This is a genomic window from Phytoplasma sp. (assembly GCF_035187685.1).
Lineage (GTDB): Bacteria > Bacillota_I > Bacilli_A > Acholeplasmatales > Acholeplasmataceae > Phytoplasma.
This window is the reverse complement of sequence record NZ_CP131022.1, coordinates 210,239-236,704: the sequence shown is the minus strand read 5'-3', so window position 1 is coordinate 236,704 and position 26,466 is coordinate 210,239. Positions and strand designations below refer to the sequence as shown.

The following is a 26,466-nucleotide window of genomic DNA, read 5'->3' as shown; positions in this document are numbered from 1 at the left end:
TGAATTTTGAAATTTTTATTGTTTAAATAAAAAATGTTTTTTAATAGTTAAACAAAAAGAATAAAAGCCATTGGAGCGGCATCGCCTCTACGACATACACTTTTGATAACTTTAGTATAACCACTGTTTCTATCTGTATATTTAGGTGTTATTTCTTGAAATAATTTCTTTAAAACAGTTTTTTCTAAATCAATCTTTTGGTTAAATAAAAAAGTTGAAGCTAATCTTTTAGAATCTAAAGTATTTTTTTTACTTAAAGAGATCACTCTATCAATTAATTTGCTAATCTCTTTAGCTCTAGCTTCGGTAGTAATAAGACGTTCATTAATAATTAAACTAGAAACTAAATTTTTTAACAAAGATTTTCTATGAGATGTATCACATCTTAATTTACTATAAGCCATATATTTTTACACCTTTTTTAACAATTAAAATAATTTTTATTATATACACATTTTATTTTAAGTTATTTTTTAAATATTTAATATCATTTATCATTTAAATTAATTATTATCTTTAAATTTAAGTTCTAATTCTTTCATTTTTTTTTTTAATTCTTCGAAAGATTTCTTACCTAAACTATTTAATTGCAAAATATCTTTTTCATTTTTATTTACTAAATCTTGAACTGTATTAATGCCTGATTTTTGCAAACTATTAAACAATCTAACTGATACTTCTAATTGATCAATTTTTAAATTTAAAGCATGATTAAAATTATCTACTTGAGGTTCATAAATGAATTCTTTTTCTTTAGTTTGATCGCATAAATTAACTAAAACATTTAAATGATCAACTAAAATTTTAGATGCCATGGATAAAGCTTCTTTAGGTGCAATAGATTTATTAGTTTCTATGTCCATAACTAATTCTTCTTTATTACTTATTTTTTGTTCTACATTATAAGAAACTTTTAAAATTGGAGTATATAAAGAATCAATTGCGATAACTCCAAATTGATTTTTATTATAAATTTCGTTATCTTGAGCAGATACGTAACCAATACCTCTTTTAACAGTCACTTCTAACTTAAAAGAAACATCTGGAGATAAATGAGCTATTACATGTTCTTTATTACAAATTTCAATTTCTTCGTTAGAACTAAAATCAGCTGCTGTTACTACTTTTTCGCCAACAGCATCAATATATAATTTTGTTTCAAAATCTTCTTCTTGCGAAGTTGTACTAATAATAACTTTTTTTAAATTTAAAACAATAGACATAACATCTTCGTAAACACCTGGTATAACGCTAAACTCGTGGTCAACGCCTTCAATTTTAACATTAACAATAGCAACCCCTGGCAAAGAAGATAACAAAATTCTTCTTAAAGAATTACCGATTGTAAGGCCTAATCCTTTTTCCAAGGGTTGGATAATAAATTTGCCGAAAGATAAATCTGATTCTTCTTGTTGTACAATCATATTAGGTTTTATAAATTTTAATTTTTTCATTATAAACAATTAATTCTCTTTCATAAGTTTGTATTATCCACGAGGACGTTTAGGTGGTCTACAACCATTATGTGGTACAGGTGTAACATCTTTAATAGCAGTGATTTCTAAACCAGACTCTTGCAAAGATCGAATAGAAGTTTCTCTACCTGTACCAGGACCTTTAACATAAACTTCGATTTGTTTCATTCCTTTTTCTTGTGCTAAAAAAGAAACTTTTTTAGCTACTTGTTGAGCTACATATGAAGTAGATTTTTTACTATTCTTATAACCCACTAAACCACCACTACACCAAGCAACAGCATTACCTTCTAAATCTGTAATAGTTATAATAGTGTTATTAAAAGTAGCTTGAATATGAGCTATTCCTATAGGAACATTTTTTTTATTTTTTTTTGTTTTAATTCTTTTTTTTTGCTTATTATTTGAAGCGCTATTTTGAGACATAATTAAAATACTCTTCCCGTCCCTTTATTAGATTTTGTAGTTCCAACAGAAACTTTTTTACGACTTTTTTTAGCTGTTTTAGCATTATTTCGAGTTTTTTGACCTCTAACTGGTAAACCTCTACGATGATGAATACCTCTGTCACAACCTATTTCTTTTAATCTTTTAATATTTAAAGTAATTTCTCTCCTTAAATTACCTTCTATATTCAACTTATTACATTCGTTTCGAATGCTAGATAATTGGTTTTCATTCAATTCACCAACTTTAGATTTGGGATCAATATTTAATTGTTTTAATATTTTTGTAGCCGTCGATATACCAATACCATAATAGGTTTGTTTTAAGTAAATATCTGCTTGTCTATTTGGAGGAATTTTTTTTGAAATCTTTTTCATTTAAACAATTTTTCCCTTTCTTTTAGCCTTGTCTTTGATTATAGCGACGTTTTTTTTTATTTATAATGTAAACCCTTTTTTTACGACGCACAACAATATCATCATCACTACGTTTTTTAACAGAAGCTTTTACTTTCATTTGTGATACTCCTTTTTAATTAAACGATAAACAATACGTCCTTTATAATCAACTTGTACTGTATCACCTACTAATATATTTATTTTACTCTTTCTTATCTTGCCAGAAATATAACCAGTAATAATTCTATCGTCAGGTAATTTTAATTTAAAATTTGCATTAGGTAACGCTTCAACAACTATAGCCTCAGAAATTTTATCATCAACCATTTCATTATTTCTCCTTAATTATTTATTGTTTTTTTATTTATGTTAAAATCTCATATCCTTTTTCAGTGACCAAAATGGTATGCTCAAAATGAGCACTTAAACTTGAATCCAAAGTAATAGCGGTCCAGCCATCTTTTAATATTTTAACCTTTTTACTTCCTAAAGTAAACATAGGTTCGATACAAAAGGTCATTCCTGGTTTTAACACGTAATCTTCAGGTGTAAAATCAAAATTAAAAATATAAGGTTTTTCATGAAGTTGACGTCCTATACCATGGCCTGAAAAAATCTCTATTATACCATAATTGTGAAAATTACCTATTTTAGCAATAGCTCTAGAAATATCTGAAATTTTATTACCAGGTTTCACTTGGTTGATACCTAAAAATAAAGCTTCTTTTGTATTATCTACTAATTGTTGCGTTTCAGAAGAAACCATTCCTAAAACATAAGTCCAAGAGGAATCTACAAAACAACCTTTATATTTAATACCTATATCTAAAGAAACAATATCACCGAATTCTAGAATTCTCTTTTTAGAAGGCCAACCATGAACTATAACTTCGTTAATAGAAATACAAGTATGACCTCCAAAACCCTGATAACCTTTAAAAGCAGAAACAACTCTATGTTTTTTAATTAAACCTGAAGCTATCATATCTAATTCAAAAGTAGAAATACCTATTTTTAAAAAATTTAACATTTCTTCTCTTATACGAGATAAAATCTTTCCTGCTTCTCTCATTATAATAATTTCATCTAAAGATTTAATTAATGTCATAATAAATCAACAACTTCTGTTTTTTTAAAATTTAAAAAAATGTATTATATTGTTTTTTAACATTATCTTCAGTTTTAAGATTTTGTATAGATTCTATAGCGACACCAACAATAATCAAAAAACTAGTTCCACCAAACTGAATTTGACTAGATATATCAGGGCCAACAAAATAATTAATTATTTGTGGACAAGCAGCTAATAAAGTTAAAAATAAACTTCCAATACAAGTTAATTTAAAAATTTCATGAGTAAGTTTTTTAACAGTAGATATTCCTGGTTTAACATCTTTTAAATAAGCATTTTGTTTAGACAAATGTTCTGCAACGTCTTTTGGATTGATAGCCATAAAAGATGAAAAAAAAGAAAATAATAAAATTAATAATAGATAAAGAAAAAAATATATACCTAAATTAGAACGTGATTTAATAAATATTTGAAGAAAATTATTAACCTTATCATTATTAAATAAAATTTTTATATAAGAAAATATATTTAAAAAAGTATCAGCTAAAATAATAGGTAAAATACCAGATGTATTTAATTTAAATGGAATATGCTTATCTATTTTATCATTATTCTTATCTACAGCATAATAAATAGGAATTTTTAAATAAGCTGTACTTAAGACAATTGTTAATATCAATAAAACTAAAAAAGAAATCAGAACTAATGAACGAACTAATAAATCTTGATTGTTATCAAAATTTAACAAATAAAAAAAAGTTTTATATAATTTTTCGGATATTCCTATAGCTATTAAAATAGAAATTCCATTGCCTAATCCTTTGGAAGTTATCAAATCTGCTAACCAAATACAAATGAAAACCCCTACTACTAAAAAAAAGAGATCAACAAGAATGTTAGCGTATTTGTACCCTGCCATAACGTCCCATAAGGTTAAACTTTTGATAATGGCCCATCCTTGACCTAAAGCGATCAAAATAGTCAAAATTCTAGTAACTATATTAATTTTATATTTACCTTTTTCTCCTTGTTCTTGCCATTCTATTAAAAAAGGTAAAATTTTTTGTCCTAATTGAATTATTATAGAAGCAGTAACATAAGGAAAAACACTCAAAGACAAAAGAGTTAAACTGTTGTTATGATCAAACAAAGACAATATATTGTTTTGATTATTGGTAATATTCGAACGCCAAAATATATATTCTTTCTTCGTATGAAAAGGAATATATATTTGAGTACCAATAAAATAAATCAAAACAATCACCAAAGTAAATAGAATTTTTTTAATTATTTTTTTTTTATTTGACAAGCAACTAATTAATTTTATCATATAAAATTACCTTATATTTCTATATTGCCACCATTTTTATTAATAACATCTTTTGCTTTTTGAGAACATTGACATCCTTGGATAATTAATTTTTTAGTTAAATCGCCTTTGGCTAAAATTTTAACAAATGATTTATTATTTTTAATTATTCTTTTTTTAAATAACATTTCTTTTGTTACAGTAGTACCATCTTCAAAAACTTCTAAATCTTTTAAATTAACTACACAATATTTAATTTGATTAAAATTATGAAAACCTCTTTTTGGTATTCTTTGAAAAAAAGGTGTTTGACCTCCTTCGAAACCCAATCGAGTGCCTCCACCAGTACGAGCTAACTGGCCTTTATGACCTTTTCCGGAAGTTTTTCCGTTACCACTACCAGGGCCACGTCCTAAACGTTTGGTAGTTTTTCTAGCACCTTTAACCGGTTTTAATGAATGTAATAACATTTTTTAATCGCTCTCTTTGCTGACAATTTCTTTAATCAAAACCAAATGATTAATTTTCTTAAGAATGCCTCTAATAATTTGAACATCATCTTTTATAACTTTTTGATTAATTTTTTTCAAACCTAAAACATTAGCGTTCTTAATTTGATTAGGCGTTCTACCGATTAAACTTTTTTTTAAAGTGATTTCTAACTTGTTCATTTGTTTTTACCTTTGAATCTTGAAATCAAATTAATGCCTCTACTTTTTTCAACATCTTTTATAGTTCTTAATTTTTGTAAACCATCCATTATAGCTCTTAAAATATTTATAGAAGTTCTCGAACCTAAAGATTTAGCTAATATATCACGAACACCAACTAATTCAAAAACAGTTCTAGCTGCTCCACCAGCAATAATTCCCGTTCCTTTAGAAGCAGGTTTTAATAAAGTTTTAGAAGCGCCAAATTTACCTATAATTTCATGTGGAATAGTAGTTCCAGATAACGAAACTTTAATTAAATTTTTTTTAGCTTTTTCTAAAGCTTTTCTAATAGCATCTAAAATTTCTTGAGCTTTCGCAGTTGCAAAACCTACTTGACCTTTTTTATCTCCGACAACAACTAAAGCAGAAAATCTTAAACGACGTCCACCTTTGACTACTTTAGTAATTCTATTAATTAAAACTACTTTTTCTTTAAAAATACTATTAATTTTTCTAGGACTAAATTTATATCTTTGATTGTTTTCGTTTATCAAAATATTAATCCTTCCTCTCTTGCAACATCAGCTAAAGCTTTAATACGTCCATGATATAAACGTCCATCACGATCAAAAACAACTTTTGTAATCCCTTGCTTAAGAGCTTTTTTAGCAATAATTCTACCAATATCCGTTGCTACTTTTATATTAACTATATTAGCATTAATTTCTTTGCTATGAGCACTACATAAAGTGACTTTATTTTGATCATCAATTATTTGAACATAAAAATATTTATTTGAATAGAAAACATTAAAACGAGGTCTTTCTGGAGTACCTATTATTTTTTTTCTTAAACGTAAATGACGTTTTTTACGTAAATTTTTGGATGATTCTTTATTTATCATTATTTAAATAGATATCCTTTCTTATTTTTTAGCGCTTTTTCCTGCTTTACGATGAACATAAGCACCAAATAAGCGGATTCCTTTACCTTTATAAGGTTCAGGTTTGCGTAATTTTAATATTTTAGAACTCATTTCGCCCACAATTTGTTTATCTATACCTTTTAAAATAATTTCTTTATTTTTTATAATTTCTACTTCTATATTATCATAAATAGGCACATTTACAATATGGGAAAAACCTAAATTAAAAATTAAATTTAAACCTTCTTTTTTAACAGAATAATCTAAACCGACAATTTCAATTTTTTTAACGAATAATTCAATCAAACCTTTAATCATATTAAATAATATAGATCTTGTAGTGCCGTGAATTTTTTTCATAAAAACTTGATCATTTGGTCTTGAAATCTGAATTAAATTATCTTTAATATCAATATTTAAAAACTGATTTATTTGATATTTTAAATGATGTGTAGAAGACATAATATGTATTAAATTATTTTCTTTCAGTTCAACTTTAATTCCTTCAGGAATTAAAATGGCTTTTTTGCCTACTCTTGACATTGTAAACTCCTTATATAATTACCAAATATAAGCTAAAACTTCCCCGCCTATATTACGAGATAAAGCTTCGTAATCTGTTAAAATGCCTTTGGAAGTTGAAATCAAAACTATTCCTAAACCATTCAACACTCTAGGTATGTTTTTGACAGAAACTTGGTTAGATATTCTTCTTAAACCTGTAATGGTTCTTTGTTTATTACCGTAATATTTTAAATGAATAATAATATTTCTTTTTGAAGTATCTAAATAAAAATCTCTTATAAAACCTTCTTTTTTAATAACTTCTAAAATTTTCATTTTTAATTTAGAAGCAGGAACTGAAACTTTTGCATGATACATTATATTAGCATTACGCATTCTTGTTAATAAATCAGCAATGGGGTTTGTAATCATATTTTGTCTCCTTTACCAACTAACTTTCTTAACACCAGGTAATTCACCTTTGTTTGCTAATTCACGAAATTTAATTCGAGATATCCCAAATTTTCTTATATATCCTCTTGGTCGACCATCAATTTTATCTATATTTTTTAAACGTACCGGAGAAGATTGTACCGGAAGAAGAGATAACCCTTTATAATCTTTTTTCTTTTTTAATTCAAGACGTTTGTCTCTATATTTTAAAAAAATTTCTCTTTGTTTTTGATTTTTAACAATCTTAGATTTTTTTGCCATATAAATACTCCTTAACCTTTTTATTAATATTTCTTAAAATATTTTATTTTCTGAAAGGCATTCCATAAAATGATAATAATGTTTTAGCATCTTCATCATTTTTAGCTGTAGTTACGATACAAATATCCATTCCATAAATTTTTTGAACTCTGTCTAAATCTATTTCAGGAAAAACAATTTGTTCTTTTATTCCTAACGAATAATTACCTCTACCATCAAAAGATTTAGCACTAACTCCTCTAAAATCTCTTGTTCTAGGTAAAACTATTTTAATTAATTTATGTAAAAAAAATTCTTTTTTATTTCCTCTTAAAGTAACTTTTAATCCGATTGGCATTCCTTCTCTTAATTTAAAATTAGAAATTGATTTTTTAGCTTTAACAACTACAGGTTTCTGTCCGCTAATTAAAGTTAATTGTTCTTGAAAATCATCTAAAATTTTAACATTAGTAACAGCTTCGCCAATACCCATATTAATAACTATTTTATCTATTTTAGGAATTTGCATTAATGATTTAAAATTAAAAATTTCTTTTAAAGCAAAAAATGAATTTTTTGTGGTATTGCTGATATTTTGTTTTTTCATTTATTTTCTACCTTCTTCATTATGACAAATCTATTAAAGCGCCCGTTTTTTTTGAATAACGAACTTTGCGACCTGATTCATAACGGTAACCTACACGAGTTGGAATTTTTTTGTCAGGATCTATTAAAGCAACATTAGAAATATGAATTGGCATTTCTTCACGAACTATATTACCTTTCTCTCCATCTTTAGAAGAATTTTTGTGCTTAATAGCTATATTTATACCTTCAACTAAAACTTTTTGTTCTTTAAAAAAAATTTTTATGACTTTTCCAGTTTTAATAGTTTTATTACCGTTTTCATCTACTAAAAAACGATCTTTTCCAGAAAGAATAGTTACTATATCTCCAACTTTAATATACATCTTTTTTCCCTCATATTACAAAAACTTTTTCAGCTAAAGAAATAAATTTAGAAAATTTACTATCTTTTAATTTTTGATTTTTAACCACAGGACCAAATATCCTTGTGCCTTTTAAAGTCATATCATCTTTGATAATAACTACAGCATTATCATCGAATTTAATATAAGAACCATCTTTGCCTGATAAACCTTTTTTAGTTCGTAAAATTAAAGCTTTAGATACTTCACCTGCTTTAACTAAACCGGAAGGAATAGTTTTTTTAATAGTAACTACAACAACATCTCCTATCTGGGCGTAACGTCTTTTACTTGAACCAGGAATATTAATAACCAAAACTTCTTTAGCTCCACTGTTATCAGCTACTTTTAAACGAGTATTTATTTGAATCATATTATTTATTTACCTTATTTTTACTTAAAATAACATCCAACAAACGAAATTTCTTAGTTTTAGATTTAGGTCTTCTTTCTTCAAAAGAAACAACATCACCTAATTTAGCTACTTCGTTTTCATCATGAATATAAAATTTACTGGTTTGTTTAATTCTTTTGCCGTATAAACGATCTTTGTTATAATAATCAACTGCAACAACAATTGTTTTTTGCATTTTATCAGAAACAACAACACCCTTAAGTTTTTTTCTATTATTATCACGCATACTTTTTTAACCTCTTTTATAAAAATATTTTATAAAACCTAAATTTCAAAAGAAATTTCTTTTTTATCTAAAGAAGTATCATTGTTTTCTTCAGAATTTTTATGATCCGAATTTAAAACTGATTTATTTTTTAATTTTAAGTTTTCATCTACATTATTCGTTTTAGCAATTTCTTTTTCACGCATAACAGTTTTAATTTGTTTAATAAGCATTTTGATTTTACGAATACGAGATGTATCTTTCAATTTAACTAAATTTAATTCTATTTTAGTATTAAATAATTCTTCTTTTAAAGAAGAAATTTTTGTATCCATCTCTTCTTTAGATAATTTACGAATTTTTTCAATTATCATTCTTCTTGACCTCTTTTAACTATTTTAGTAGTAATAGGTAGTTTGTGAGAAGCCAATCTTAAAGCTTCTATTTCTATCTTATCTAAATTATTAACATCTCTAACTTCAAAAAGAACTTTGCCTCTTTTTACAACTGCAACCCAAAATTCAGGACTACCTTTACCAGAACCCATTCGTACCTCTAAAGGTTTTTTAGTTAAAGATAAAAATGGGAAAATATTGATCCAAACTTTTCCTTCTCTTTTCATATGACGTGTCATTGCAATACGAGCAGATTCTATTTGTTGACTAGTAATCCAAGCTCCTTTTTTGGCTATCAAACCATAATTACCATTAATTATTTTATTTTTGCCTTTAGATTTGCCTTCGTAACTTATACGATGAGGGCGACGATATTTAGTTTTTTTTGGCATTAACATAATTATTGTTTACCCCTTTTTATTATATTAAGACGTATTTTTTTGAAAATCTTTCTTCTCAGTGAATTTTCTTTTATTAAAATTTTTGCTATTGTCATATGGATTAGGTTGAGCAGCAAATATTTGTCTAGTATGGGCGATAGTCTTATTAGGCAAAACTTCACCATGATTAATAATCACTTTAACACCTAAAACACCATAAGTAGTATGAGCTTCTTCAAAAGCATAATCAATATCAGCTCTTAAAGTATTTAAAGGAACAACACCCATCGCAACAGATTCTTGTCTAGCTTTTTCAGCTCCACCTAAACGTCCTGTAATGATTATTTTAATACCTTTAACTCCACTTCTTAAAGCCTTTTGCATAGCTGATTTTTGAACAGCTTTATAAAAAGCTCTTTGTTGTAATTGAATAGCAATATTTTGGGCTACTAAAATAGCAATTTTATTAACCGCTTTTACTTCAAAAACATTAATTTGAACTTTTTTTTTAATTAAATTTTCTATTTTATTAACTAAATTAATTTTATTCTTATTATCTGGACCTTGAATAAGACCTATTTTAGAAGTATATAATTCAATCTCAACAAATTCATCATTCGATTTTTTCAAACGTTTAATTTCTATTTGTGAAATAGTTGCTCGAGGATAATGTTTTTTTATTAAATTTCTTATTTTAAAATCTTCCACAACTAAAACAGGAACTTGTTTATGTTCGCCATACCATTTAGATTCCCAAGTCCTAATTATTCCTAATCTTAAACCATTAGGATTACTTTTTTGACCCATTTGTATTTATCTCCTGAGTTTCTTCTTTATAATTAGAAACAAATATCGTTATATGACTAGTTCGTTTTTTTCTTTTATCTGTTTTTCCTTTTGCTCTTGGAAATAAACGAGGTAAACGAATGCCTTCGTTAACAAATACTTCTTCTACATATAAATTATCTATATTAAACTTAAAATTATGAACAGAATTAGCAACAGCACTTTTTAACAATTTAGCCACAATAGGAGAAGCAGCTTTAGGTGTAAACATTAAAATAGATTCAGCTTCTTTAATTTTTTTACCACGAATCAAATCAACAACTAAACGTGTTTTTCTAGGTGTCACAGGTACTTGTTTTACAACAGCTTTAACTTTCATATAAATACCTTCTTTAAATTATTTTTTTGGATTTTTTTTATCGCCTTTAGAATGGCCACGGAAAACACGAGTAGGTGAAAATTCTCCTAATTTATGGCCAACCATATCTTCTATAATAGAAGCGATTATATACTTGTTACCATTATACACAGCAATTTTATGACCGATAAAATCAGGTAAAATTACACTTCTTCGCGAATGCGTTTGAATAATTTTTTTTGTTTTATCCTTGTTTTGTTTCATTACTTTCATCAATAATGATTTATCACAAAAAGGACCTTTTTTAATTGAACGAGCCATATTTATTATGTTTCCATTCTATTTTTTACGATTTTTTAAAATTAAACTATTAGAGCTTTTATTTTTTTTACGTGTTTTAACACCTAGAGCTTTTTTACCCCAAGGAGTCATAGGAGCTTTACGACCAATAGGAGCGCGTCCTTCACCACCACCATGCGGATGATCATTAGGATTCATAGCTGAACCTCTAACTGTAGGTCTTATGGATAAATAACGAGTTCTTCCAGCTTTACCATTACGAATTAATTTATAAAATTCGTTGCCTATTATACCTATAGTAGCCCTACATTCGGCCAAAACTTTTCTTATTTGTCCAGAAGATAAATTTAAAACAACATATTTACTTTCTTTTTTAACAATTTGCGCTGAAGTACCGGCACTACGTGCTAATTGTCCACCTTTACCAGGTTTTAATTCAATATTATGAACTGAAAAACCCTCAGGAATATTCTTTAAAGGCAAAGAATTACCAACTCTAATATCAGCTTTGTCTCCTGAATATATTTTATCTCCTACTTTAACATCTTTAGGAGTTAAAATATATCTTTTTTCACCATCCATATATTTAACTAAAGAAATATTGCAATTACGATTAGGATCATATTCTATAGTAGATAATGTTCCGGGGATATCATATTTATTACGTTTGAAATCAATAAGACGGTATTGTTGTTTAACTCCACCACCTCGATGTCTAACTGTTATTTTACCTTGGTTATTTCTGCCTCCTGTGCTCTTTTGAGCAACTAATAGGCTTTTTTCAGGCTTAGAAGTCGTAAGTTCTCTGAAGTCTTGTAATCTCATATTACGACTTCCATTAGATGTAGGCTTATATTTTTTAATAGCCATGGATAACAAACCTTTCTTAAATTTTGAAAAAAATTATAATATTTTTTTATTTATTTTCTTCGTTAAAAATTTTTATTCTTTGTCCTGGAACTATTTTAACAATTGCTTTTTTATAAGCAGAAGTATAACCTTGGTATTTACCTTTTTTTTTAAATTTAGGTAATACGTTCATAGTATTAATAGAAGCAACTTTTACTTTAAAAATACGTTCTATAGATTTTTTAATTTCTATCTTATTAGAATCTTTTTTAACCTTAAAAGTGTATTCATTATGACTTTCCATTTTTTTATTAGTAGCTTCAGTAATAATAGGAGCTTGAATTATATCATAATATTTAAGCATTATTTAAATACCTCTTCTAAATAATCAATAGATTTTTTTGTCATAAGAATAAATTTTGCATTTAAAATTTGATAAACACTAACATGTGAAACAGTTTCTAAAGTTACTTGAGATAAATTATTAGTACAACGAATTAAATTATTATTAAAATCATCGAATTTTAATTCATCTACTATTATTAAAACTTTATCTTTTCCTATTTTCATTTTGTTTAAAAAATTTTGAAAATTTTTTGTCTTATAATTATCAATTTTAAAATTTTCAATTATAATTAAACCGTCTTTTTTTTTTTGCAAAGATAAAGCTGAATTCATAGCTAATTTTCTAATTTTAGAATTAATCTTAAAAGAATATTTTCTTGGTTTAGGACCAAAAGCAACTCCACCACCTCTCCATAAAGGAGAACGAATAGAACCGTGACGAGCATTACCTGTTCCTTTTTGAGCCCAAGGTTTTCTGCCACCACCTGAAACATTAGCTCTATTTTTAGTACAATGAGTCCCTTGACGCATCGCTCCTCTTTGTTGATTCACAACATCATATAAAACTTGTTGATTAGGTTGAATACCAAAAATATTCTCAGATAAAATTATTTCTGATATAAATTCGCCTTGTTGATTGAAAACATTACACTTAGGCATTATGCAACTTCCTTATCATTTTTTTTAACAGCAGATTTTATAACTACAAAACTTTTTTTAGTTCCAGGAATACTTCCTTTAATCAAAAATAATCCTTTTTCTATATCAACATCATAAAGTGTTAAATTTTGTATAGTAACTTTTTCATGACCTAACTGCCCTGGTAATTTTTTACCTGTAATATTTCCTTTAATAGGCCCCATAGAACCAGGTCTTCTATGATATCTAGAACCGTGACTTCCTGGACCACTACGTTGATTATGTCTTTTAATAGCGCCTGAAAAACCTTTTCCTTTACTGATCCCTGTAACATCTATTATTTCTTTAGAAACAAAAAAATTATTATCCAAAACAGTTCCTTCTTGAAGATCTTTTAATTCATTATTTTCTTTTGAGGAAAAAGAGATTTCTCTCACAAAATACTTAGGTTCAGTTTTTGATTTATTAAAATGTCCTATTAGAGGTTTGTTTGTTAATTTTTCTTTTTTCGAATCAAATCCTAATTGAGTTGCTTGATAACCATCTTTTTCAATAGTTTTTTGTTGTAAAACAAAATTACCAGAAACATCAACTACAGTAACAGGAATACATAATCCTGTTTCAGTTAAAATTTGAGTCATGCCTAATTTTTTTCCTAAAATTCCTTTAGCCATCTTATCCTCTTTCTTTAAATAGAAAAAAACAAAAATTTTTGCTTAAAATAAAATATTTTTTTAAATATTTGTTTAATTTGTTTAAATTTTTTTCTTTAAAAAAATATTAACAGTGGAAGGCAAATTAATATGCATTAAAGCGTCTATTATTTGCGAACCAGGATCAATAATTTGAATTAAACGTTTATGAGTGAAACGCCCAAATTGTTCTCTACTATCCTTGTTAACAAACGGAGAACGAATTACAGTAAAAATCTCTCTTCTCGTTGGTAAAGGTATTGGACCTTTAATTTTTGCCCCTATTTTAGTAATACTATTAATAATTTTTTTCGCTGCTTGATCGATTAAAAAATGATCATAAGTTTTTAAAATAATTTTTACAATTTCCTTGTTCTGAGACACTGCAAATATACACCTTTCATGCAAATATATCCAAAATATTAAAAAATAACTTTTATAATTTTGCGTTTAATAAAAAAAATATTTTTGAAATAAGAAGTTTTTTTAATAAAAAATAAACAATTTTATATTTTTTAATATTAAATATGAAAATTAAGAAAAAATTCAATATTACAAAATATAAAATCAATATTTACCTTTATTAAAAAGGTAATCAATTATTAAAAAAGACAATCATTTTAATTATATATGAAAAAATATATCATTACAATAAAAAATTAAATTGACATTATATAATATGTTTTAACATAAAATACTTTATATAATAAATATTAACAAAAAACATTTAAATAAATAAAACAAATTTTTTTTAAATAAATAGATTTATAAAACTAATATTTAACAATTTTTAGCAGCAATTCTCAATTTAGCAGAAGAACTTCTAGAATTTAATTTTATTTCTTCCTCACTCGGATAAATAATTTTTTTATTAATAATTTTTAAAGGATTAGGCGGTAATTGTTCTTCTAAAATTGGTATCTTAGGATGTATGTTAAATTGACTATGTTTTTTAAAAAATTTTTTTACTATGCGATCTTCTATAGAATGAAAACTTATAACAGCGATTCTACCATTAGGTTTTAATAATCGAAGACTTTGTTCTAAAGCTTTTTCTAAATTTTGTAACTCTTGATTAACTTCTATCCTTAAAGCTTGAAAAATTCTCTTAGCGCTGTGACCTCTTTTTTTATTCATATAAGCAGGGTAAATTTTATCAGTAATTGATACTAATTCTAAAGTATTAGTCAAAGGTCTTCTTTTAATTATTTCTCGAGATATCCAAGAAGCTTTAGGTTCTTCACCGTAAAACCAAAAAATTTTTTTTAATTGTAAATAACTATAATTATTAACAATATAAGCAGCATTTATTTTTTTTTGAGAATCCATTCTCATATCTAAAAAAGAATCACGTAAATAACTAAAACCTCTTTTATTATCTTCGATTTGAGCAGAAGATAAACCTAAATCAAAAACAATACCATCAATGGCTGAAATATTTCGTTGCAATAATTCTTCTTTTAAAAAAGCAAAATTATTATGAATTAAAAATATTTTTTTATTATTATTAAATTTTTGTTGACATTTTTCAATTGCTAAAAAATCGCAATCAAAAGAATATAAAAAACCTTTATTAATTTTATGTAAAATAGATTCGCTGTGCCCTCCGTCGCCTAAAGTAGCATCAACATATATACCTTGAGGATTTATATTTAAATATTCTATAATTTCTTTATTTAAGACTGGAATGTGTTTTGCTAATGACAATTGTTAAACCTCGTAATTATTAAAATTTTTTTATTTAAAAACAATTTTATAATTATCATTAATAATTTCTGTTAAAGCTTTACTTAATATTTTATTACCTTCAATATTTGAAACATCTAATTTATAATTTTCCATAACATGAGCTATTTTACTAGATAAATAAGCTAATTTATATTTAGAATCAATACTTTTTAATAATTTATCAATAGAAGGATAATTCAAACCTTCTTTGTTTTCTTTATTCATATTTTATTTCAACTTTCTTTATTGCAAAATATCTGTAAAATAAAAACCAATACTATTTTTAGTTTTAGAACGTTCAGCAACAATAATAGAATTAATTTTATTAACAGCGTTTTCAACTTCATCATTCAAAACAATGTAATCATATTTATAAGCTAATTTAATTTCCTGATCAGCTTTTGATATTCTTTTTTGTAAATTTTCTTCTGTTTCAGTATTTCTTTTTTGCAAACGTTCTTTTAAAATTGCTATCGACAAAGGAGCAATAAAAATAAAAATACAATCTTTATTAATTTTATGTTTTCTAATCTGTAAAGCTCCTTCGATATCAATTTCTAAAAGAATTTCTTTACCTTCTTCTATTTTGTCTAAAGTTTTTTTATAAGGAGTACCATAATAATTATTAATAAATTTACTATGTTCTAAAAAAAATTTTTCTTTTATTTTCTTTTTAAAATCTAATTTATTTATAAAAAAATAATCTTTTCCTTCTTCTTCGTCAGGTCTAGGTTCTCTTGTAGTATAAGAAACAGAATAGTAAAAATTGTTATTATCTTGGCTTAATAAAGCTTTTTTAATTTCCCCTTTGCCAACTCCAGATGGTCCTGAAATTATTATCATAAAACCTTTTTGATGTGTTCCCATAATTTTACTCTTTTGCCTTTTTTTATAAATCTTCTGGAAATTAAATGACTAAATTTAATAACTTATTTTTAACATAAAAAACTTTTAAAATTTTATGATGTTTAACTAAAAGGCTTATTTTAGCATCTTTAATAGCTTTATTGAAAATAATCTCTTGATCTGCATCTTCTGAAACAAAAATTTTGGATTTTAAATTACCATTTATTTGGATAACAATTTCAATTTTTTTATTCAACGATAATATTTCTTTAAAATAAGGCCAAACAGAATAAACTAATTCTTCCTTAGAATGTAAAAACATTTGATTTAATTCTTCTGTTAAATGTGGAGCAATAGGATTTAATAATTGTAAAAAAATTCTCATTTGATGAGAGTTTATTTTTTTATTTTTATAAACTTGATTAATAAAAATCATCAATTGACTAATAACTTTATTAAATTTCAATTTTTCATAATTTTCAGTAACTATTTGAATAGTTTTATTCAATAAAAATTCTAAATCGTCACATTGACTATCCACTAAAAATAAGGAAAAAATATTATAAACTCTATTTAAAAAACGTTGAATACCTTTGAAGCCTAATTCATTCCAAGCCTTATCATCTTCTAAAGGTCCTAAAAACATAATATAAAGTCTGGTAGCATCAGCGCTGTATTTTTCTAAAATCAAAGAAGCGTTAACATTATTATCTTTAGATTTACTCATTTTTAAATTATCTTTGCCTAAGATCATACCTTGATTAATAATTTTTTGAAAAGGTTCTTTAATAGAAACTAAACCTAAATCATATAAAAATTTATGCCAAAAACGAGCATACAATAAATGACCTACAGCATGTTCTTTACCACCAATATAAAGATCTACAGGTAAAAAATAATCTAAAGTTTTCTTGGCTTCATCAGTATTTAAATTTTTAATTTCAAAAAGATTTTGTAAAATATAACCTATATAATACCAAGAACTACCCGCAGTTTGAGGCATTGTATTAGAATCTCTTTTATATTTTTTACCATCTTTTTCAAAATATAACCAAGAATCGACCTTAGATAAAGGAGATTGTTCGTTTCCTGAAATTTCGACTTTATTTAATAAAGGCAATTTTATAGGTAACCTTTCATCTTCTTCAAGATAAATATTATTTTGATCATCATAATAAATAGGAAAGGGTTCGCCCCAATATCTTTGACGAGAAAAAATCCAATCACGCATTTGATAAGTATAATGAATACGTCCTAATTTATCTTTTTCAGATATTTCGATAATTTTATCATTAGCTTTTTTAATATTCAAACCATTTAAAAAATAACTATTGATCAAAATATCTTTTTCTGATGTCAAATAACATTTTTCTAAATTTTCGGAACATGAAGTATAATTTTGACATTCAAAAATAGGAAATATCTCTAAATTATATTTTTTAGCAAAATCAAAATCTCTTTCATCACAAAAAGGTACAGACATAACGATACCTGTGCCATAATGAGGTAAGACATAATCAGATATCCAAATAGGAATTTTGCTTTTAGTAAAAGGATGAATAGCATAACTGCCAGTAAAAACACCTGTTTTTTGTTTATTAATCTGTCTGTCCAGTTCTGTTTTATTTTTGGTTTCAGCTAAATATGAATTAACGTCTTCAATATAATCTTTTTCTGTTAATTTGTTAACTAAATAGTGTTCAGGGGATAAAACTAAAGCACTAACACCAAAAATGGTCATAGGCTTAGTTGTAAAAATTTCTAAAATATAATTATATTTAGAGAAAACAGAAAAGTAAAAAATAAAACCTTTCTTTTTACCTATCCAATTCTTTTGAACATTCTTTAATTGAGGGGGCCAATCTAATAATTCTAAATCTTTCAAAAGTCTATCAAGAAAAGAAGTAATTTTTAAAACCCATTGTTTCATTTTTTTTTTAACAACTGGATAATTACCTCTTTCAGAAAAAAGACCTTTTTCTGTTGAAATTATTTCCTCGTTGGCTAAAACTGTACCTAATTTTTCACAGAAATTAACTTCTATATCTTGCAAAACTGCTATTTTATTTTCATAAAATTTTTTGAATATCCATTGAGTCCAACTATAAAAAGAAGGATCGGAAGTTGACAATTCTTTGTCCCAGTCAACTCCTTTTCCTAACATTTTAATTTGTTGTTTAAAATTATTTATATTTGCATAAGTAAAAGAACTAGGATTATTTCCTGTTTTTAAAGCATATTGTTCAGCAGGTAAACCAAAAGAATCCCAACCAAAAGGATGCAAAACATTATATCCTTGCATTCTTTTAAACCTATTAACAATATCGCTAGCAGTATAACCTTCGATATGACCAATATGTAAACCAGAAGAAGAAGGATAAGGAAACATGTCTAAACAATAAAATTTTTTTTTAGAAAAATCATTGCCAGTTTTAAAAGTTTTTTTTATTTCCCAAAGACGTTGCCATTTTAACTCTATTTGATGAAAATCATAAATCAACATAAAAAACCTTTTTTTCTACAATATAAAAAAATTTATAGATAAAATAATTAAAAATATAATAAAACACTTTTAATATGATCAACAACATCTTTTATTGTTTTAAATTGTTGCATAGTTTCGTCACTAATTTTAATTTTAAAAGTCTTTTCCAATTCAATTACTATTTCAACAGCATCAAAAGAATCTAAATTTAAATCTTCTTTTAATCTTGTTTCTAAAGAAATTATCTCTTCTTTTATAGATTTCTTTTTAGAAATGATTTTCTTAACTTGTTCAAAAACCATAATCAGCTCCTTTTAAAATAAGCGAACATTAACTTTTTTTTAAAATTTTAAATAATTTTAAATAATTTTAAATAATTTTAAATATAAAAAAGTTATATATAATTATATAATATTTTTTGTTATTTTCAATTTTTATAACATATGTCAAATTATTTTATCAAAATTTTAATAAATATTTGCTTATTAAACAAAAAATAATAAAAATATTTTATCTTTTATTATTATTATTTAATTGATCAATTTTTACCTTAAGTTCTTTAAAAATTTTATAAAACTCAAGACACTCTTTATACATTTTGTCGATAAATAACTGATCTCTAGGAACTTCTTGAACTTTAGCATTTTGATAACTTTCAAATACTAAAAAAAAGGCTTTTTCAGCATTAGAACAATAAATTTGAGCTTGTACTTGAGCATAATAATACATAGGAATTTTATCATAATTAAAAAATTTACTCCAAGTATCAGAATTCAAAAATTTGGGACATTTTATTTCTAATAAACTTTTGTTTTCATCATTCCAACCATCTAAAGATGCTGATAAAAATTCTTTCACAAAAACCACGGGTTTAAATTCTTTTTTATTAATATCATTAAAAAAAATTCTGGCTGCTGGCTCTAAAGCTCTTCCGTGACGCATAAATTCATTATCTTCTATTTTTTCATCAAACAACTTTCTTTTTATAAGATTTTGTTTATTTTCAAAAGGATTCAAACCCATAATGATTGATACTTCTGAAGCGTTAATATATTTCTTTCTATGATTATGCCAATCATTAGAATTTTGTTCTAAATCTAAACAACTATTCATCATAAAACCTTTTCTTTATTTTAATGTTTTTGACAAATCAAACTAATAAATATTAAAATTTTATTTTAATATTTATTAGTTTCCTGAATATATTTCTTTAATTTATAATATTTTTATTTACATTTGTTCTAAAATAGGAACGCCTAAAATATTCAATCCTTCTTTTAAAACAATTAAAAAATTTTTAATCAACAAAATATTAGCATATTGTAATGTCAAATCGTTAATATTTAAGATTTTTTCTTTTTCATAAAATTTATTAGCACATTTAGCTAATTGAAACAAATACCTAGCAAGAATACTCGGCATATTAGCCTCTTTAACTTTTTCTAATATTACATCAAATTGATCGATTAAACGAATTAAAACATAATAATGAAATTGTTGATAATAAACATTGAAATCGTGTTTGGTAAATTCACAACTATCAAAAGCTATTTTATGTATAATAGAATTAAATCTAACTACTGTATATTGTAAATAAGGCCCTGTGTTACCTTCAAATTTCAACATTGCATCTAAATTAAAATCTATATCTAAATGACGATCATTTTTTAAATCATTAAAAACAACGGCGCCAATAGCTATTTTTTGAGAAATTGTATGAATTTTTTCTGGATCAAAATGTTTATTTTTTATTATATTTTGAACTTCTTTTTGAGCTTTATTAATAATATCGATCAAACTAAAAGAATTGCTTTGTCTTGTAGATATTTTCATATTGTGAAATAAAACTAAACCAAAATTAATATGTTCTAATTTTAATTTCTTATAACCAATTTTATCAATAACTAACTGTAATTGTTGATAATGTAATTTTTGTTCGTTCCCTACAACATATAAACATTTATCAAAATTAAATGTGTGATAACGATACAAAACACACGCTATATCCCTTGTTAAATAAAGAGTGCTACCATTTTTTTTCTGTATTAAAACCGGAGGTATATCTTTATCTAAGGTCATAATATAAGCTTCATCATCCAAAACAATCAAATTTTTATCTTTTAATTCTTCTAGTAATTCAGTCGCTTTATCATGAAAAAAAGATTCTCCTAAATAATAATCAAAAGAAACGCCTAACAAATCATAAATTTTATAAAATTCTTTTAAAGAAATCTTCTTAAACCAATTCCACAAATCAGTTATTTCTTTATCTTTGTTCTCTAAAAGATAAAAAATTTGTCTAGCTTCTTCATTTAATTTTTCATCTTTTAAAGCTTCTTGATGAAACAAAACATAAACTCTTTGTAATTCATTAAGAGGATTTTGGATCATATTTTCTTGTTTAGCCCATTTACGATAAGCTAAAATCATTTTTCCAAATTGCGTTCCCCAATCGCCTAAATGATTAATACTAACCGTTTTAAAACCTAATTTTTGATAAATCTTTTTTAAAGCATTACCAATGATTGTAGAACGTAAATGTCCAATAGAAAAATTTTTAGCTATATTAGGTGAAGAATAATCTAAAACTATTGTTTGATAATTAATATCTTTTTGACAATAATTATGACCGCTATCTAGCACATTTAACAAAATTTTTTGAGAAAAATTAACTCTCTTTAATTTAATATTCAAAAAACCATTTTGAAAAAAAATATTATCTATTTCTGTGTTTTTTGTTAATGCTTTTTGAAAATCTTTGAAAATTTCTAATATTTTTTTGTTTAAAATTTTAACATAATTAAACAAAGGTAAAAAAAAATCGAACTTATCCTCTTTTAAATTAATTTGCAAAACTATTGACAGTAAATACTTATCATTTAAAACTTGTTCTATTTGCTTTTTCATTTCTTGTAAATACATATATACTGCCTTTAATCATTTGATAATTGTTTTAAAAATTAATATTAAAAATTTGTATTAATCAAATAAAATATCCAAAAGTATATTTTATTTGATTAATACAATAACAATAATGTACCGAAATTATCTTAATATTGTAATTCATCTAAAAATTTTTGAAAATGCAAAGGCAAAGGTATATCAAATTGTAATTTTTCGCTAGTAAAAGGATGAATAAAATTTAATTTTTTAGCATGTAATAATTGTCTTGATATTAAATTTTGTTGTTTACCGTATAAACGATCACCATAAATAGGATGCTTTAAATAAGATAAATGAACTCTAATTTGATGAGTTCTACCTGTATCTAAGTTTAATTCTAAAAGAGAAAAATCTTGGAATTTTTTTAAAATTTGAAAATAAGTTACAGAAGATTTTCCTAATACAGAAACTTCCATTTTCAAACGATTATGTACGCTTCTTCTAATAGGTAAATCAATCTTCCCATAATCATAACCTAAATAGCCTTCAATGATAGCCCAATAAGTTCTTTTAATGCTTCTTTGATGAATCAAATTTTGCAACCTTGATACCGCTTCTTCTGTTTTACCAATAATAATTAAACCAGTAGTATCTTTATCCAAACGATGCACAATACCCGGCCGATCATTGTCTTTATCTAAAATGTTAAAATCTTTAATTTGATAATACAATCCATTAATCAAAGTGATTCCTGAATAACTAGAAGAAGGGTGAACTATTAAATCATAAGGTTTATCAATAATAGCTAAATATTGATCTTCATAAATTATTTTTAAATTCAAATTAATAGGTTCAAAAACATTAATCAAAGTTTTTTTTTGAATAATGGGTACTTTTATTATATCATTTTCTTTCACAAGATAACTTTTTTTTAATACTGGATTATTATTAACAAGCACTTCACCAGAATTAATTAAATAATAACAATGATTTCTAGTAATATTTAATTTTTGTGTTAAAAAAAGGTCTAAACGTAAATTTTTGTCTTTATCTTGCACGACCAATATTTTCATAATTCACCAAAAAAATTTCTAACTAAAATATTTAAAATATTACTTTTTTTACATAAAGAAAGAAAAAACGTATCGTGTTGTATAAACACAAATACATTTTGATTTAAAAAATAATTTAATAATTGAGTTATAAATAAAAATTTATATCAAAAAATAAATTTTTATTTATGAAAATTAAAACCTATGTTAATATTTTCGTTAATATTTTAATCTTGTTCTATAAAAGTTTGATCAACTTTTTCATCAATTTCTTTTTCATCTTTGAATTGTTTTGTATTTACTTCATCAATTTCTTTTTCATCTTTGAATTGTTTTGTATTTACTTCATCAATTTCTTTTTCATCTTTGAATTGTTTTGTATTTACTTCATCAATTTCTTTTTCAAATTTATCTTTTTCTTTTTGTTTATCGAACCAATTTAATTTATTAGTTTCAGCTATTTCTTGAATATCTTTTTGATTTAAAGTTTCAATTTCTAATAAATATTCTGTCATTTTTAAAAAACATTCTTTATTATCAGAAATTGTTTTTTTAGCTAATTCATAACAATTCCATATAATTTTTTGAATAGTTTGATCGATTTCTAAAGCTTTTGGATCAGAAAAAGTTTTATGAAAACTATTGCCTTCTTCAAATTGCGCTAATCCTAAATCACTCATCCCAAAAATAGTAACCATTTTTTTAGCAATATTAGTAGCCATTTTAAAATCTTGATAAGCTCCATTAGAAACATCATCTAAAAAAAGTTCTTCCGCTGCTCTGCCGCCTAATAAAGAAGTAATTTCAGCTAATAATTGTTTTTTAGATGAAAAAAAATTTTCCTCTTCGTTAGAAAGTAAATTATATCCGCCTGAGATACCACGTGGAATGATAGTTACCTTTTGAACTTTTCGAGCATCTGGCAATTTTACTCCAATAAGAGCATGCCCTGCTTCATGATAAGAAACCAATTTTTTTTCTTTATTAGAATATTTAACACTTTTTTTAGCTAAACCAATCAAAATACGATCTGTAGCTTCGCTAATAGTCTTTTGATCAATTAACATTAAATTATTTCTAGTAGCTAATAAAGCTGCTTCATTTAAAATACCTTCTAATTGAGCTCCACTAAAACCTGAAGTTATTCTAGCTAATTCTTCTAAATCTACATCAGGAGCCATTTTTTTATTTAAAGCATGCAATCTTAAAATCGCTTCTCTATCTTTAACACTTGGTAAATTAACTATAAAACGACGATCAAATCGTCCTGGTCTTAATAAAGCTGGATCTAGAAAATCAGGTTGATTTGTAGCAGCAATAACAATAACACCTTCATTTTGATTATAACCATCTAATTCAATTAATAATTGGTTTAAAGTTTGTTCTTGTTCAGTGTTACCGTAAGCCATACCTCTTTTACGTGCTAAAGTTTCAATTTCATCTATAAAAATGATACAAGGAGAGTGTTTTTGAGCTGATTTAAATAAACTTCTAATACGTGAAGCTCCTAAACCTACAAACATTTCTACAAATTCTGAACCTGAAACTGCAAAAAAAGGAACTTTAGCTTCACCAGCAAGAGCTTTAGCTAATAATGTTTTACCAGTACCTGGGGGGCCAGATAACAAAACACCTTTAGGAATTCTAGCACCCATTAAATAATATTTTTTAGGATTTTTTAAAAAATCAGCTAATTCTTGTAATTCTTCTTTTTCTTCTTCTGCGCCAGCAACATCTTTAAAAGTTAATGTTGGTTGTTTAAATGAATGTTTCATTTGTTGTGTTTTATTTTTATCAGAAAATTGTTCCATTAATTGACTTGAAGTGCTCGTTAAAATTTTGATCATATAAAATATAAAAATGATTTGTAAAGAAAAACTTAAAGCCTTGATAAGTGGCTCAAAACCTAAATATGGTAAGGGTGTTTGAATACCTTTTAAATCAATGCCTTTTTCTGTGGCCTTTTCACTAATTTTATTGTATTCGCTTTTATTAATATTACGTAATATTTTTGGATAATCATGTTTATATTTAATGCTTAAATTATACATTAAAAAAAAATGTTCTTGAGATATATAAGGTTCTATTTGTTCTATTTGGTTCTCTTCCATATCATTAAGAAGTTTATTTATATTATAATTGTTATCTTTATTATAAATATTATAAAGAGAAAACAAAAGTCCAATTATTAAGAGACCCAAAATTAAATATAAAATATGCCACAAATTAATATTTTTAAAAAAATCTTGTATTTTTTTCATAATAAATTTTATCCTTGTAATAACGTTACTGAATATTTTAAAATTTAATTTATCGTTTTATTGTAATCAAATCTATACCCATATATTTGTGTAAAACTTCTGGAATTTGAATATTACCGTTTTCATCTTGATAATTTTCTAAAATCGCCATCATGGTTCTACCTATTGCTAAAGCTGAACCATTTAAAGTATGTACATATTCTCTTTTTTCTTTTTTATCCCAGATAAATTTAATGTTCGCTCTTCTAGCTTGAAAATCTTCAGCATTACTTATGGAAGCTATTTCACAATATTTGTTTTGTCCTGCCAACCAGACTTCAATATCATAAGTTTTACTCATGCTAAAACCTAAATCTCCAGTAGATAAAAGAACTACTCTATATGGTAATTTTAATTGTTGTAAAATATATTCAGAGTCTTTTAACATTTGTTCTAAAACTAAATAAGAAGATTTTGGCTCTACAAATTGAATTAATTCCACTTTATTAAATTGTTTTTGTCTTAAAATGCCTTTAGTTTTTTTGCCGGCAGCTCCTGCTTCTTGTCTAAAACAAGTTGTATAACCAACATATTTTAAAGGTAATTGAGTAATATCTAAAAGATCGTTTCGATGTAAATTAATAATAGGAACTTCAGCTGTTGGATTCAAATACCAATTTTGTTTTTCTAATTTCAATTGAAAAAGTTCTTTTTTAAATTTAGGCAATTGCCCAGCAGCAAACATAGATTGTTCGTTAACTATAAAAGGAGGTAAAATTTCTTGATAACCTCTAGATAGATGCGTATCAATCATAAAGTTTATTAAAGCTCTTTCTAATTTAGCACCAACACCTTTTAAAACAACAAACTTACTACCTGTTATTTTAGCTGCTTTTTCAAAATCTAAAATATTTAATTTGGTTCCTAATTCTATATGATCTTTAGGAACAAAAGACCTTTGATGAGTTTCAGGATAACAAGATATTTCTATATTATCTTTCTCAGAAGTTCCATAAGGAACCGAATCATGAGGCAAATTAGGAATATAAGATAAAATATCTAAAATCTTTTGTTCGACTTCTTGATATTGTCTTTCAAATTCTTTTAAATTTTGTTTTAAAATTTGTTCTTTTTTTAAAAAACTATCATCTAGTTTATTCTGAGTTTTTAATTCTAAAATATTTTTTGTTAAATTATTCTTGTAAAATCTTTTTTGGTCTATTTCTTGAATTAATTTTTTTCTATCCTTATCTAAATAAATAAGTTTGTCTAAAAAAGAAGTTTCCATACCTCTTTTTTTGAGTTTGGCACAAACTAAATCCATATGACAAAGAATAAATTTGACATTTAACATAAAATAAATAGAATTCCTTTTGATTAAATTTAAGTTGACTAATTCAAAT

Annotated in this window: 39 protein-coding genes; all 39 read right to left on the bottom strand. The window is 25.2% G+C overall.

Annotation, left to right across the window (positions count from 1 at the left end):
- Window positions 1–47 precede the first annotated feature (47 nt).
- Window positions 48–404: a 50S ribosomal protein L17 gene (gene rplQ, locus Q2306_RS01085; protein WP_323847904.1), complete on the bottom strand. Its 357-nt coding sequence runs from the start codon at window positions 402–404 to the stop codon at window positions 48–50.
- 99 nt (window positions 405–503) lie between these two features.
- A complete protein-coding gene (locus Q2306_RS01080; RefSeq protein ID WP_323847903.1) occupies window positions 504–1,454 on the bottom strand; it encodes a DNA-directed RNA polymerase subunit alpha in 951 nt (316 codons plus the stop codon).
- Window positions 1,455–1,487: 33 nt separating this feature from the next.
- Window positions 1,488–1,901: a 30S ribosomal protein S11 gene (gene rpsK, locus Q2306_RS01075; protein ID WP_323847902.1), complete on the bottom strand. Its 414-nt coding sequence runs from the start codon at window positions 1,899–1,901 to the stop codon at window positions 1,488–1,490.
- Between the two features lie 2 nt (window positions 1,902–1,903).
- Window positions 1,904–2,299 carry a 30S ribosomal protein S13 gene (rpsM, locus tag Q2306_RS01070; RefSeq protein ID WP_323847901.1) on the bottom strand — a complete coding sequence of 132 codons (396 nt, stop codon included), beginning with the start codon at window positions 2,297–2,299 and terminating at the stop codon, window positions 1,904–1,906.
- 22 nt (window positions 2,300–2,321) lie between these two features.
- Window positions 2,322–2,438 carry a 50S ribosomal protein L36 gene (gene rpmJ, locus Q2306_RS01065; RefSeq protein WP_323847900.1) on the bottom strand — a complete coding sequence of 39 codons (117 nt, stop codon included), beginning with the start codon at window positions 2,436–2,438 and terminating at the stop codon, window positions 2,322–2,324.
- A complete protein-coding gene (locus Q2306_RS01060; protein ID WP_323847899.1) occupies window positions 2,435–2,647 on the bottom strand; it encodes a translation initiation factor IF-1 in 213 nt (70 codons plus the stop codon). The genes rpmJ and Q2306_RS01060 overlap by 4 nt, the downstream gene beginning before the upstream one ends.
- Window positions 2,648–2,684: 37 nt before the next feature.
- The gene (map, locus tag Q2306_RS01055; RefSeq protein ID WP_323847898.1) at window positions 2,685–3,428 is read right to left on the bottom strand and encodes a type I methionyl aminopeptidase; all 744 of its coding nucleotides are present in this window, start codon (window positions 3,426–3,428) and stop codon (window positions 2,685–2,687) included.
- Window positions 3,429–3,459: 31 nt separating this feature from the next.
- Window positions 3,460–4,722: a preprotein translocase subunit SecY gene (secY, locus tag Q2306_RS01050; RefSeq protein ID WP_323847897.1), complete on the bottom strand. Its 1,263-nt coding sequence runs from the start codon at window positions 4,720–4,722 to the stop codon at window positions 3,460–3,462.
- 11 nt (window positions 4,723–4,733) lie between these two features.
- Entirely contained in the window at window positions 4,734–5,171 is a 438-nt protein-coding gene (gene rplO / locus Q2306_RS01045; RefSeq protein WP_323847896.1) for a 50S ribosomal protein L15, read from the bottom strand.
- Window positions 5,172–5,174: 3 nt separating this feature from the next.
- Window positions 5,175–5,372 (bottom strand): 50S ribosomal protein L30, encoded by a 198-nt coding sequence (gene rpmD / locus Q2306_RS01040; protein WP_323847895.1) that lies wholly within the window; start codon window positions 5,370–5,372, stop codon window positions 5,175–5,177.
- Window positions 5,369–5,863, bottom strand: a complete 495-nt coding sequence (rpsE, locus tag Q2306_RS01035; RefSeq protein ID WP_323847943.1) for a 30S ribosomal protein S5 — start codon at window positions 5,861–5,863, stop codon at window positions 5,369–5,371. Before rpsE ends, rpmD begins: the two co-directional genes overlap by 4 nt.
- Window positions 5,864–5,904: 41 nt before the next feature.
- A complete protein-coding gene (gene rplR, locus Q2306_RS01030) occupies window positions 5,905–6,258 on the bottom strand; it encodes a 50S ribosomal protein L18 (RefSeq protein WP_323847894.1) in 354 nt (117 codons plus the stop codon).
- A 21-nt stretch (window positions 6,259–6,279) separates the two neighbouring features.
- Complete coding sequence (gene rplF, locus Q2306_RS01025) at window positions 6,280–6,822, bottom strand: 50S ribosomal protein L6 (protein ID WP_323847893.1); 543 nt, start codon at window positions 6,820–6,822, stop codon at window positions 6,280–6,282.
- An 18-nt stretch (window positions 6,823–6,840) separates the two neighbouring features.
- Window positions 6,841–7,215 carry a 30S ribosomal protein S8 gene (gene rpsH, locus Q2306_RS01020; protein ID WP_323847892.1) on the bottom strand — a complete coding sequence of 125 codons (375 nt, stop codon included), beginning with the start codon at window positions 7,213–7,215 and terminating at the stop codon, window positions 6,841–6,843.
- A gap of 12 nt (window positions 7,216–7,227) precedes the next feature.
- Complete coding sequence (gene rpsN, locus Q2306_RS01015; protein ID WP_323847891.1) at window positions 7,228–7,497, bottom strand: 30S ribosomal protein S14; 270 nt, start codon at window positions 7,495–7,497, stop codon at window positions 7,228–7,230.
- A gap of 43 nt (window positions 7,498–7,540) precedes the next feature.
- Window positions 7,541–8,083 carry a 50S ribosomal protein L5 gene (rplE, locus tag Q2306_RS01010; RefSeq protein ID WP_323847890.1) on the bottom strand — a complete coding sequence of 181 codons (543 nt, stop codon included), beginning with the start codon at window positions 8,081–8,083 and terminating at the stop codon, window positions 7,541–7,543.
- Window positions 8,084–8,102: 19 nt separating this feature from the next.
- Complete coding sequence (gene rplX / locus Q2306_RS01005) at window positions 8,103–8,447, bottom strand: 50S ribosomal protein L24 (RefSeq protein ID WP_323847889.1); 345 nt, start codon at window positions 8,445–8,447, stop codon at window positions 8,103–8,105.
- 10 nt (window positions 8,448–8,457) lie between these two features.
- Entirely contained in the window at window positions 8,458–8,838 is a 381-nt protein-coding gene (gene rplN / locus Q2306_RS01000; RefSeq protein ID WP_323847888.1) for a 50S ribosomal protein L14, read from the bottom strand.
- Window position 8,839: 1 nt separating this feature from the next.
- Window positions 8,840–9,106: a 30S ribosomal protein S17 gene (gene rpsQ / locus Q2306_RS00995; protein WP_323847887.1), complete on the bottom strand. Its 267-nt coding sequence runs from the start codon at window positions 9,104–9,106 to the stop codon at window positions 8,840–8,842.
- A gap of 38 nt (window positions 9,107–9,144) precedes the next feature.
- Window positions 9,145–9,459 carry a 50S ribosomal protein L29 gene (gene rpmC / locus Q2306_RS00990; protein ID WP_323847886.1) on the bottom strand — a complete coding sequence of 105 codons (315 nt, stop codon included), beginning with the start codon at window positions 9,457–9,459 and terminating at the stop codon, window positions 9,145–9,147.
- Window positions 9,456–9,878: a 50S ribosomal protein L16 gene (gene rplP, locus Q2306_RS00985; RefSeq protein ID WP_323847885.1), complete on the bottom strand. Its 423-nt coding sequence runs from the start codon at window positions 9,876–9,878 to the stop codon at window positions 9,456–9,458. Before rplP ends, rpmC begins: the two co-directional genes overlap by 4 nt.
- Window positions 9,879–9,905: 27 nt before the next feature.
- Window positions 9,906–10,667 (bottom strand): 30S ribosomal protein S3, encoded by a 762-nt coding sequence (rpsC, locus tag Q2306_RS00980; protein ID WP_323847884.1) that lies wholly within the window; start codon window positions 10,665–10,667, stop codon window positions 9,906–9,908.
- Complete coding sequence (gene rplV, locus Q2306_RS00975; RefSeq protein ID WP_323847883.1) at window positions 10,651–11,025, bottom strand: 50S ribosomal protein L22; 375 nt, start codon at window positions 11,023–11,025, stop codon at window positions 10,651–10,653. Before rplV ends, rpsC begins: the two co-directional genes overlap by 17 nt.
- 18 nt (window positions 11,026–11,043) lie before the next feature.
- Window positions 11,044–11,325: a 30S ribosomal protein S19 gene (gene rpsS / locus Q2306_RS00970; protein WP_323847882.1), complete on the bottom strand. Its 282-nt coding sequence runs from the start codon at window positions 11,323–11,325 to the stop codon at window positions 11,044–11,046.
- Window positions 11,326–11,343: 18 nt separating this feature from the next.
- Window positions 11,344–12,174: a 50S ribosomal protein L2 gene (gene rplB, locus Q2306_RS00965; protein ID WP_323847881.1), complete on the bottom strand. Its 831-nt coding sequence runs from the start codon at window positions 12,172–12,174 to the stop codon at window positions 11,344–11,346.
- Between the two features lie 46 nt (window positions 12,175–12,220).
- Window positions 12,221–12,517 (bottom strand): 50S ribosomal protein L23, encoded by a 297-nt coding sequence (gene rplW, locus Q2306_RS00960; RefSeq protein ID WP_323847880.1) that lies wholly within the window; start codon window positions 12,515–12,517, stop codon window positions 12,221–12,223.
- Window positions 12,517–13,158, bottom strand: a complete 642-nt coding sequence (gene rplD, locus Q2306_RS00955; protein ID WP_323847879.1) for a 50S ribosomal protein L4 — start codon at window positions 13,156–13,158, stop codon at window positions 12,517–12,519. Before rplD ends, rplW begins: the two co-directional genes overlap by 1 nt.
- A complete protein-coding gene (gene rplC, locus Q2306_RS00950) occupies window positions 13,158–13,811 on the bottom strand; it encodes a 50S ribosomal protein L3 (protein ID WP_323847878.1) in 654 nt (217 codons plus the stop codon). Before rplC ends, rplD begins: the two co-directional genes overlap by 1 nt.
- An 81-nt stretch (window positions 13,812–13,892) precedes the next feature.
- Window positions 13,893–14,213: a 30S ribosomal protein S10 gene (rpsJ, locus tag Q2306_RS00945; protein WP_323847877.1), complete on the bottom strand. Its 321-nt coding sequence runs from the start codon at window positions 14,211–14,213 to the stop codon at window positions 13,893–13,895.
- A gap of 396 nt (window positions 14,214–14,609) precedes the next feature.
- Window positions 14,610–15,536, bottom strand: coding sequence for a 16S rRNA (cytosine(1402)-N(4))-methyltransferase RsmH (rsmH, locus tag Q2306_RS00940; protein WP_323847876.1), 927 nt, complete (start codon window positions 15,534–15,536; stop codon window positions 14,610–14,612).
- 30 nt (window positions 15,537–15,566) lie between these two features.
- Window positions 15,567–15,782 carry a DNA-directed RNA polymerase subunit omega gene (locus Q2306_RS00935; protein WP_323847875.1) on the bottom strand — a complete coding sequence of 72 codons (216 nt, stop codon included), beginning with the start codon at window positions 15,780–15,782 and terminating at the stop codon, window positions 15,567–15,569.
- Window positions 15,783–15,800: 18 nt separating this feature from the next.
- The gene (gmk, locus tag Q2306_RS00930; protein WP_323847874.1) at window positions 15,801–16,424 is read right to left on the bottom strand and encodes a guanylate kinase; all 624 of its coding nucleotides are present in this window, start codon (window positions 16,422–16,424) and stop codon (window positions 15,801–15,803) included.
- A 40-nt stretch (window positions 16,425–16,464) separates the two neighbouring features.
- Window positions 16,465–18,906, bottom strand: coding sequence for a leucine--tRNA ligase (gene leuS / locus Q2306_RS00925; RefSeq protein ID WP_323847873.1), 2,442 nt, complete (start codon window positions 18,904–18,906; stop codon window positions 16,465–16,467).
- A 47-nt stretch (window positions 18,907–18,953) separates the two neighbouring features.
- Window positions 18,954–19,190 (bottom strand): acyl carrier protein, encoded by a 237-nt coding sequence (gene acpP, locus Q2306_RS00920; protein ID WP_323847872.1) that lies wholly within the window; start codon window positions 19,188–19,190, stop codon window positions 18,954–18,956.
- A gap of 208 nt (window positions 19,191–19,398) precedes the next feature.
- On the bottom strand, window positions 19,399–20,004 hold the full coding sequence (locus Q2306_RS00915) for a YqaJ viral recombinase family protein (protein WP_323847871.1): 606 nt from the start codon (window positions 20,002–20,004) through the stop codon (window positions 19,399–19,401).
- A gap of 114 nt (window positions 20,005–20,118) precedes the next feature.
- The gene (argS, locus tag Q2306_RS00910; protein WP_323847870.1) at window positions 20,119–21,810 is read right to left on the bottom strand and encodes an arginine--tRNA ligase; all 1,692 of its coding nucleotides are present in this window, start codon (window positions 21,808–21,810) and stop codon (window positions 20,119–20,121) included.
- Window positions 21,811–21,938: 128 nt separating this feature from the next.
- Entirely contained in the window at window positions 21,939–22,844 is a 906-nt protein-coding gene (locus Q2306_RS00905) for an RluA family pseudouridine synthase (RefSeq protein WP_323847869.1), read from the bottom strand.
- Between the two features lie 206 nt (window positions 22,845–23,050).
- Window positions 23,051–25,084, bottom strand: a complete 2,034-nt coding sequence (gene ftsH / locus Q2306_RS00900; RefSeq protein WP_323847868.1) for an ATP-dependent zinc metalloprotease FtsH — start codon at window positions 25,082–25,084, stop codon at window positions 23,051–23,053.
- Between the two features lie 49 nt (window positions 25,085–25,133).
- Window positions 25,134–26,417 (bottom strand): serine--tRNA ligase, encoded by a 1,284-nt coding sequence (serS, locus tag Q2306_RS00895; RefSeq protein WP_323847867.1) that lies wholly within the window; start codon window positions 26,415–26,417, stop codon window positions 25,134–25,136.
- Window positions 26,418–26,466 lie beyond the last annotated feature (49 nt).

Coding starts and splice junctions, on each gene's coding strand:
- rplQ (WP_323847904.1), bottom strand. CDS start 404: ATGGCTTATAGTAAATTAAGATGTGATACATCTCATAGAAAATCTTTG.
- Q2306_RS01080 (WP_323847903.1), bottom strand. CDS start 1,454: ATGAAAAAATTAAAATTTATAAAACCTAATATGATTGTACAACAAGAA.
- rpsK (WP_323847902.1), bottom strand. CDS start 1,901: ATGTCTCAAAATAGCGCTTCAAATAATAAGCAAAAAAAAAGAATTAAA.
- rpsM (WP_323847901.1), bottom strand. CDS start 2,299: ATGAAAAAGATTTCAAAAAAAATTCCTCCAAATAGACAAGCAGATATT.
- rpmJ (WP_323847900.1), bottom strand. CDS start 2,438: ATGAAAGTAAAAGCTTCTGTTAAAAAACGTAGTGATGATGATATTGTT.
- Q2306_RS01060 (WP_323847899.1), bottom strand. CDS start 2,647: ATGGTTGATGATAAAATTTCTGAGGCTATAGTTGTTGAAGCGTTACCT.
- map (WP_323847898.1), bottom strand. CDS start 3,428: ATGACATTAATTAAATCTTTAGATGAAATTATTATAATGAGAGAAGCA.
- secY (WP_323847897.1), bottom strand. CDS start 4,722: ATGATAAAATTAATTAGTTGCTTGTCAAATAAAAAAAAAATAATTAAA.
- rplO (WP_323847896.1), bottom strand. CDS start 5,171: ATGTTATTACATTCATTAAAACCGGTTAAAGGTGCTAGAAAAACTACC.
- rpmD (WP_323847895.1), bottom strand. CDS start 5,372: ATGAACAAGTTAGAAATCACTTTAAAAAAAAGTTTAATCGGTAGAACG.
- rplR (WP_323847894.1), bottom strand. CDS start 6,258: ATGATAAATAAAGAATCATCCAAAAATTTACGTAAAAAACGTCATTTA.
- rplF (WP_323847893.1), bottom strand. CDS start 6,822: ATGTCAAGAGTAGGCAAAAAAGCCATTTTAATTCCTGAAGGAATTAAA.
- rpsH (WP_323847892.1), bottom strand. CDS start 7,215: ATGATTACAAACCCCATTGCTGATTTATTAACAAGAATGCGTAATGCT.
- rpsN (WP_323847891.1), bottom strand. CDS start 7,497: ATGGCAAAAAAATCTAAGATTGTTAAAAATCAAAAACAAAGAGAAATT.
- rplE (WP_323847890.1), bottom strand. CDS start 8,083: ATGAAAAAACAAAATATCAGCAATACCACAAAAAATTCATTTTTTGCT.
- rplX (WP_323847889.1), bottom strand. CDS start 8,447: ATGTATATTAAAGTTGGAGATATAGTAACTATTCTTTCTGGAAAAGAT.
- rplN (WP_323847888.1), bottom strand. CDS start 8,838: ATGATTCAAATAAATACTCGTTTAAAAGTAGCTGATAACAGTGGAGCT.
- rpsQ (WP_323847887.1), bottom strand. CDS start 9,106: ATGCGTGATAATAATAGAAAAAAACTTAAGGGTGTTGTTGTTTCTGAT.
- rpmC (WP_323847886.1), bottom strand. CDS start 9,459: ATGATAATTGAAAAAATTCGTAAATTATCTAAAGAAGAGATGGATACA.
- rplP (WP_323847885.1), bottom strand. CDS start 9,878: ATGTTAATGCCAAAAAAAACTAAATATCGTCGCCCTCATCGTATAAGT.
- rpsC (WP_323847884.1), bottom strand. CDS start 10,667: ATGGGTCAAAAAAGTAATCCTAATGGTTTAAGATTAGGAATAATTAGG.
- rplV (WP_323847883.1), bottom strand. CDS start 11,025: ATGAAAGTTAAAGCTGTTGTAAAACAAGTACCTGTGACACCTAGAAAA.
- rpsS (WP_323847882.1), bottom strand. CDS start 11,325: ATGGCTCGTTCAATTAAAAAAGGTCCTTTTTGTGATAAATCATTATTG.
- rplB (WP_323847881.1), bottom strand. CDS start 12,174: ATGGCTATTAAAAAATATAAGCCTACATCTAATGGAAGTCGTAATATG.
- rplW (WP_323847880.1), bottom strand. CDS start 12,517: ATGCTTAAATATTATGATATAATTCAAGCTCCTATTATTACTGAAGCT.
- rplD (WP_323847879.1), bottom strand. CDS start 13,158: ATGCCTAAGTGTAATGTTTTCAATCAACAAGGCGAATTTATATCAGAA.
- rplC (WP_323847878.1), bottom strand. CDS start 13,811: ATGGCTAAAGGAATTTTAGGAAAAAAATTAGGCATGACTCAAATTTTA.
- Q2306_RS00935 (WP_323847875.1), bottom strand. CDS start 15,782: ATGAATAAAGAAAACAAAGAAGGTTTGAATTATCCTTCTATTGATAAA.
- gmk (WP_323847874.1), bottom strand. CDS start 16,424: ATGGGAACACATCAAAAAGGTTTTATGATAATAATTTCAGGACCATCT.
- leuS (WP_323847873.1), bottom strand. CDS start 18,906: ATGTTGATTTATGATTTTCATCAAATAGAGTTAAAATGGCAACGTCTT.
- acpP (WP_323847872.1), bottom strand. CDS start 19,190: ATGGTTTTTGAACAAGTTAAGAAAATCATTTCTAAAAAGAAATCTATA.
- Q2306_RS00915 (WP_323847871.1), bottom strand. CDS start 20,004: ATGATGAATAGTTGTTTAGATTTAGAACAAAATTCTAATGATTGGCAT.
- argS (WP_323847870.1), bottom strand. CDS start 21,810: ATGTATTTACAAGAAATGAAAAAGCAAATAGAACAAGTTTTAAATGAT.
- Q2306_RS00905 (WP_323847869.1), bottom strand. CDS start 22,844: ATGAAAATATTGGTCGTGCAAGATAAAGACAAAAATTTACGTTTAGAC.
- ftsH (WP_323847868.1), bottom strand. CDS start 25,084: ATGAAAAAAATACAAGATTTTTTTAAAAATATTAATTTGTGGCATATT.
- serS (WP_323847867.1), bottom strand. CDS start 26,417: ATGTTAAATGTCAAATTTATTCTTTGTCATATGGATTTAGTTTGTGCC.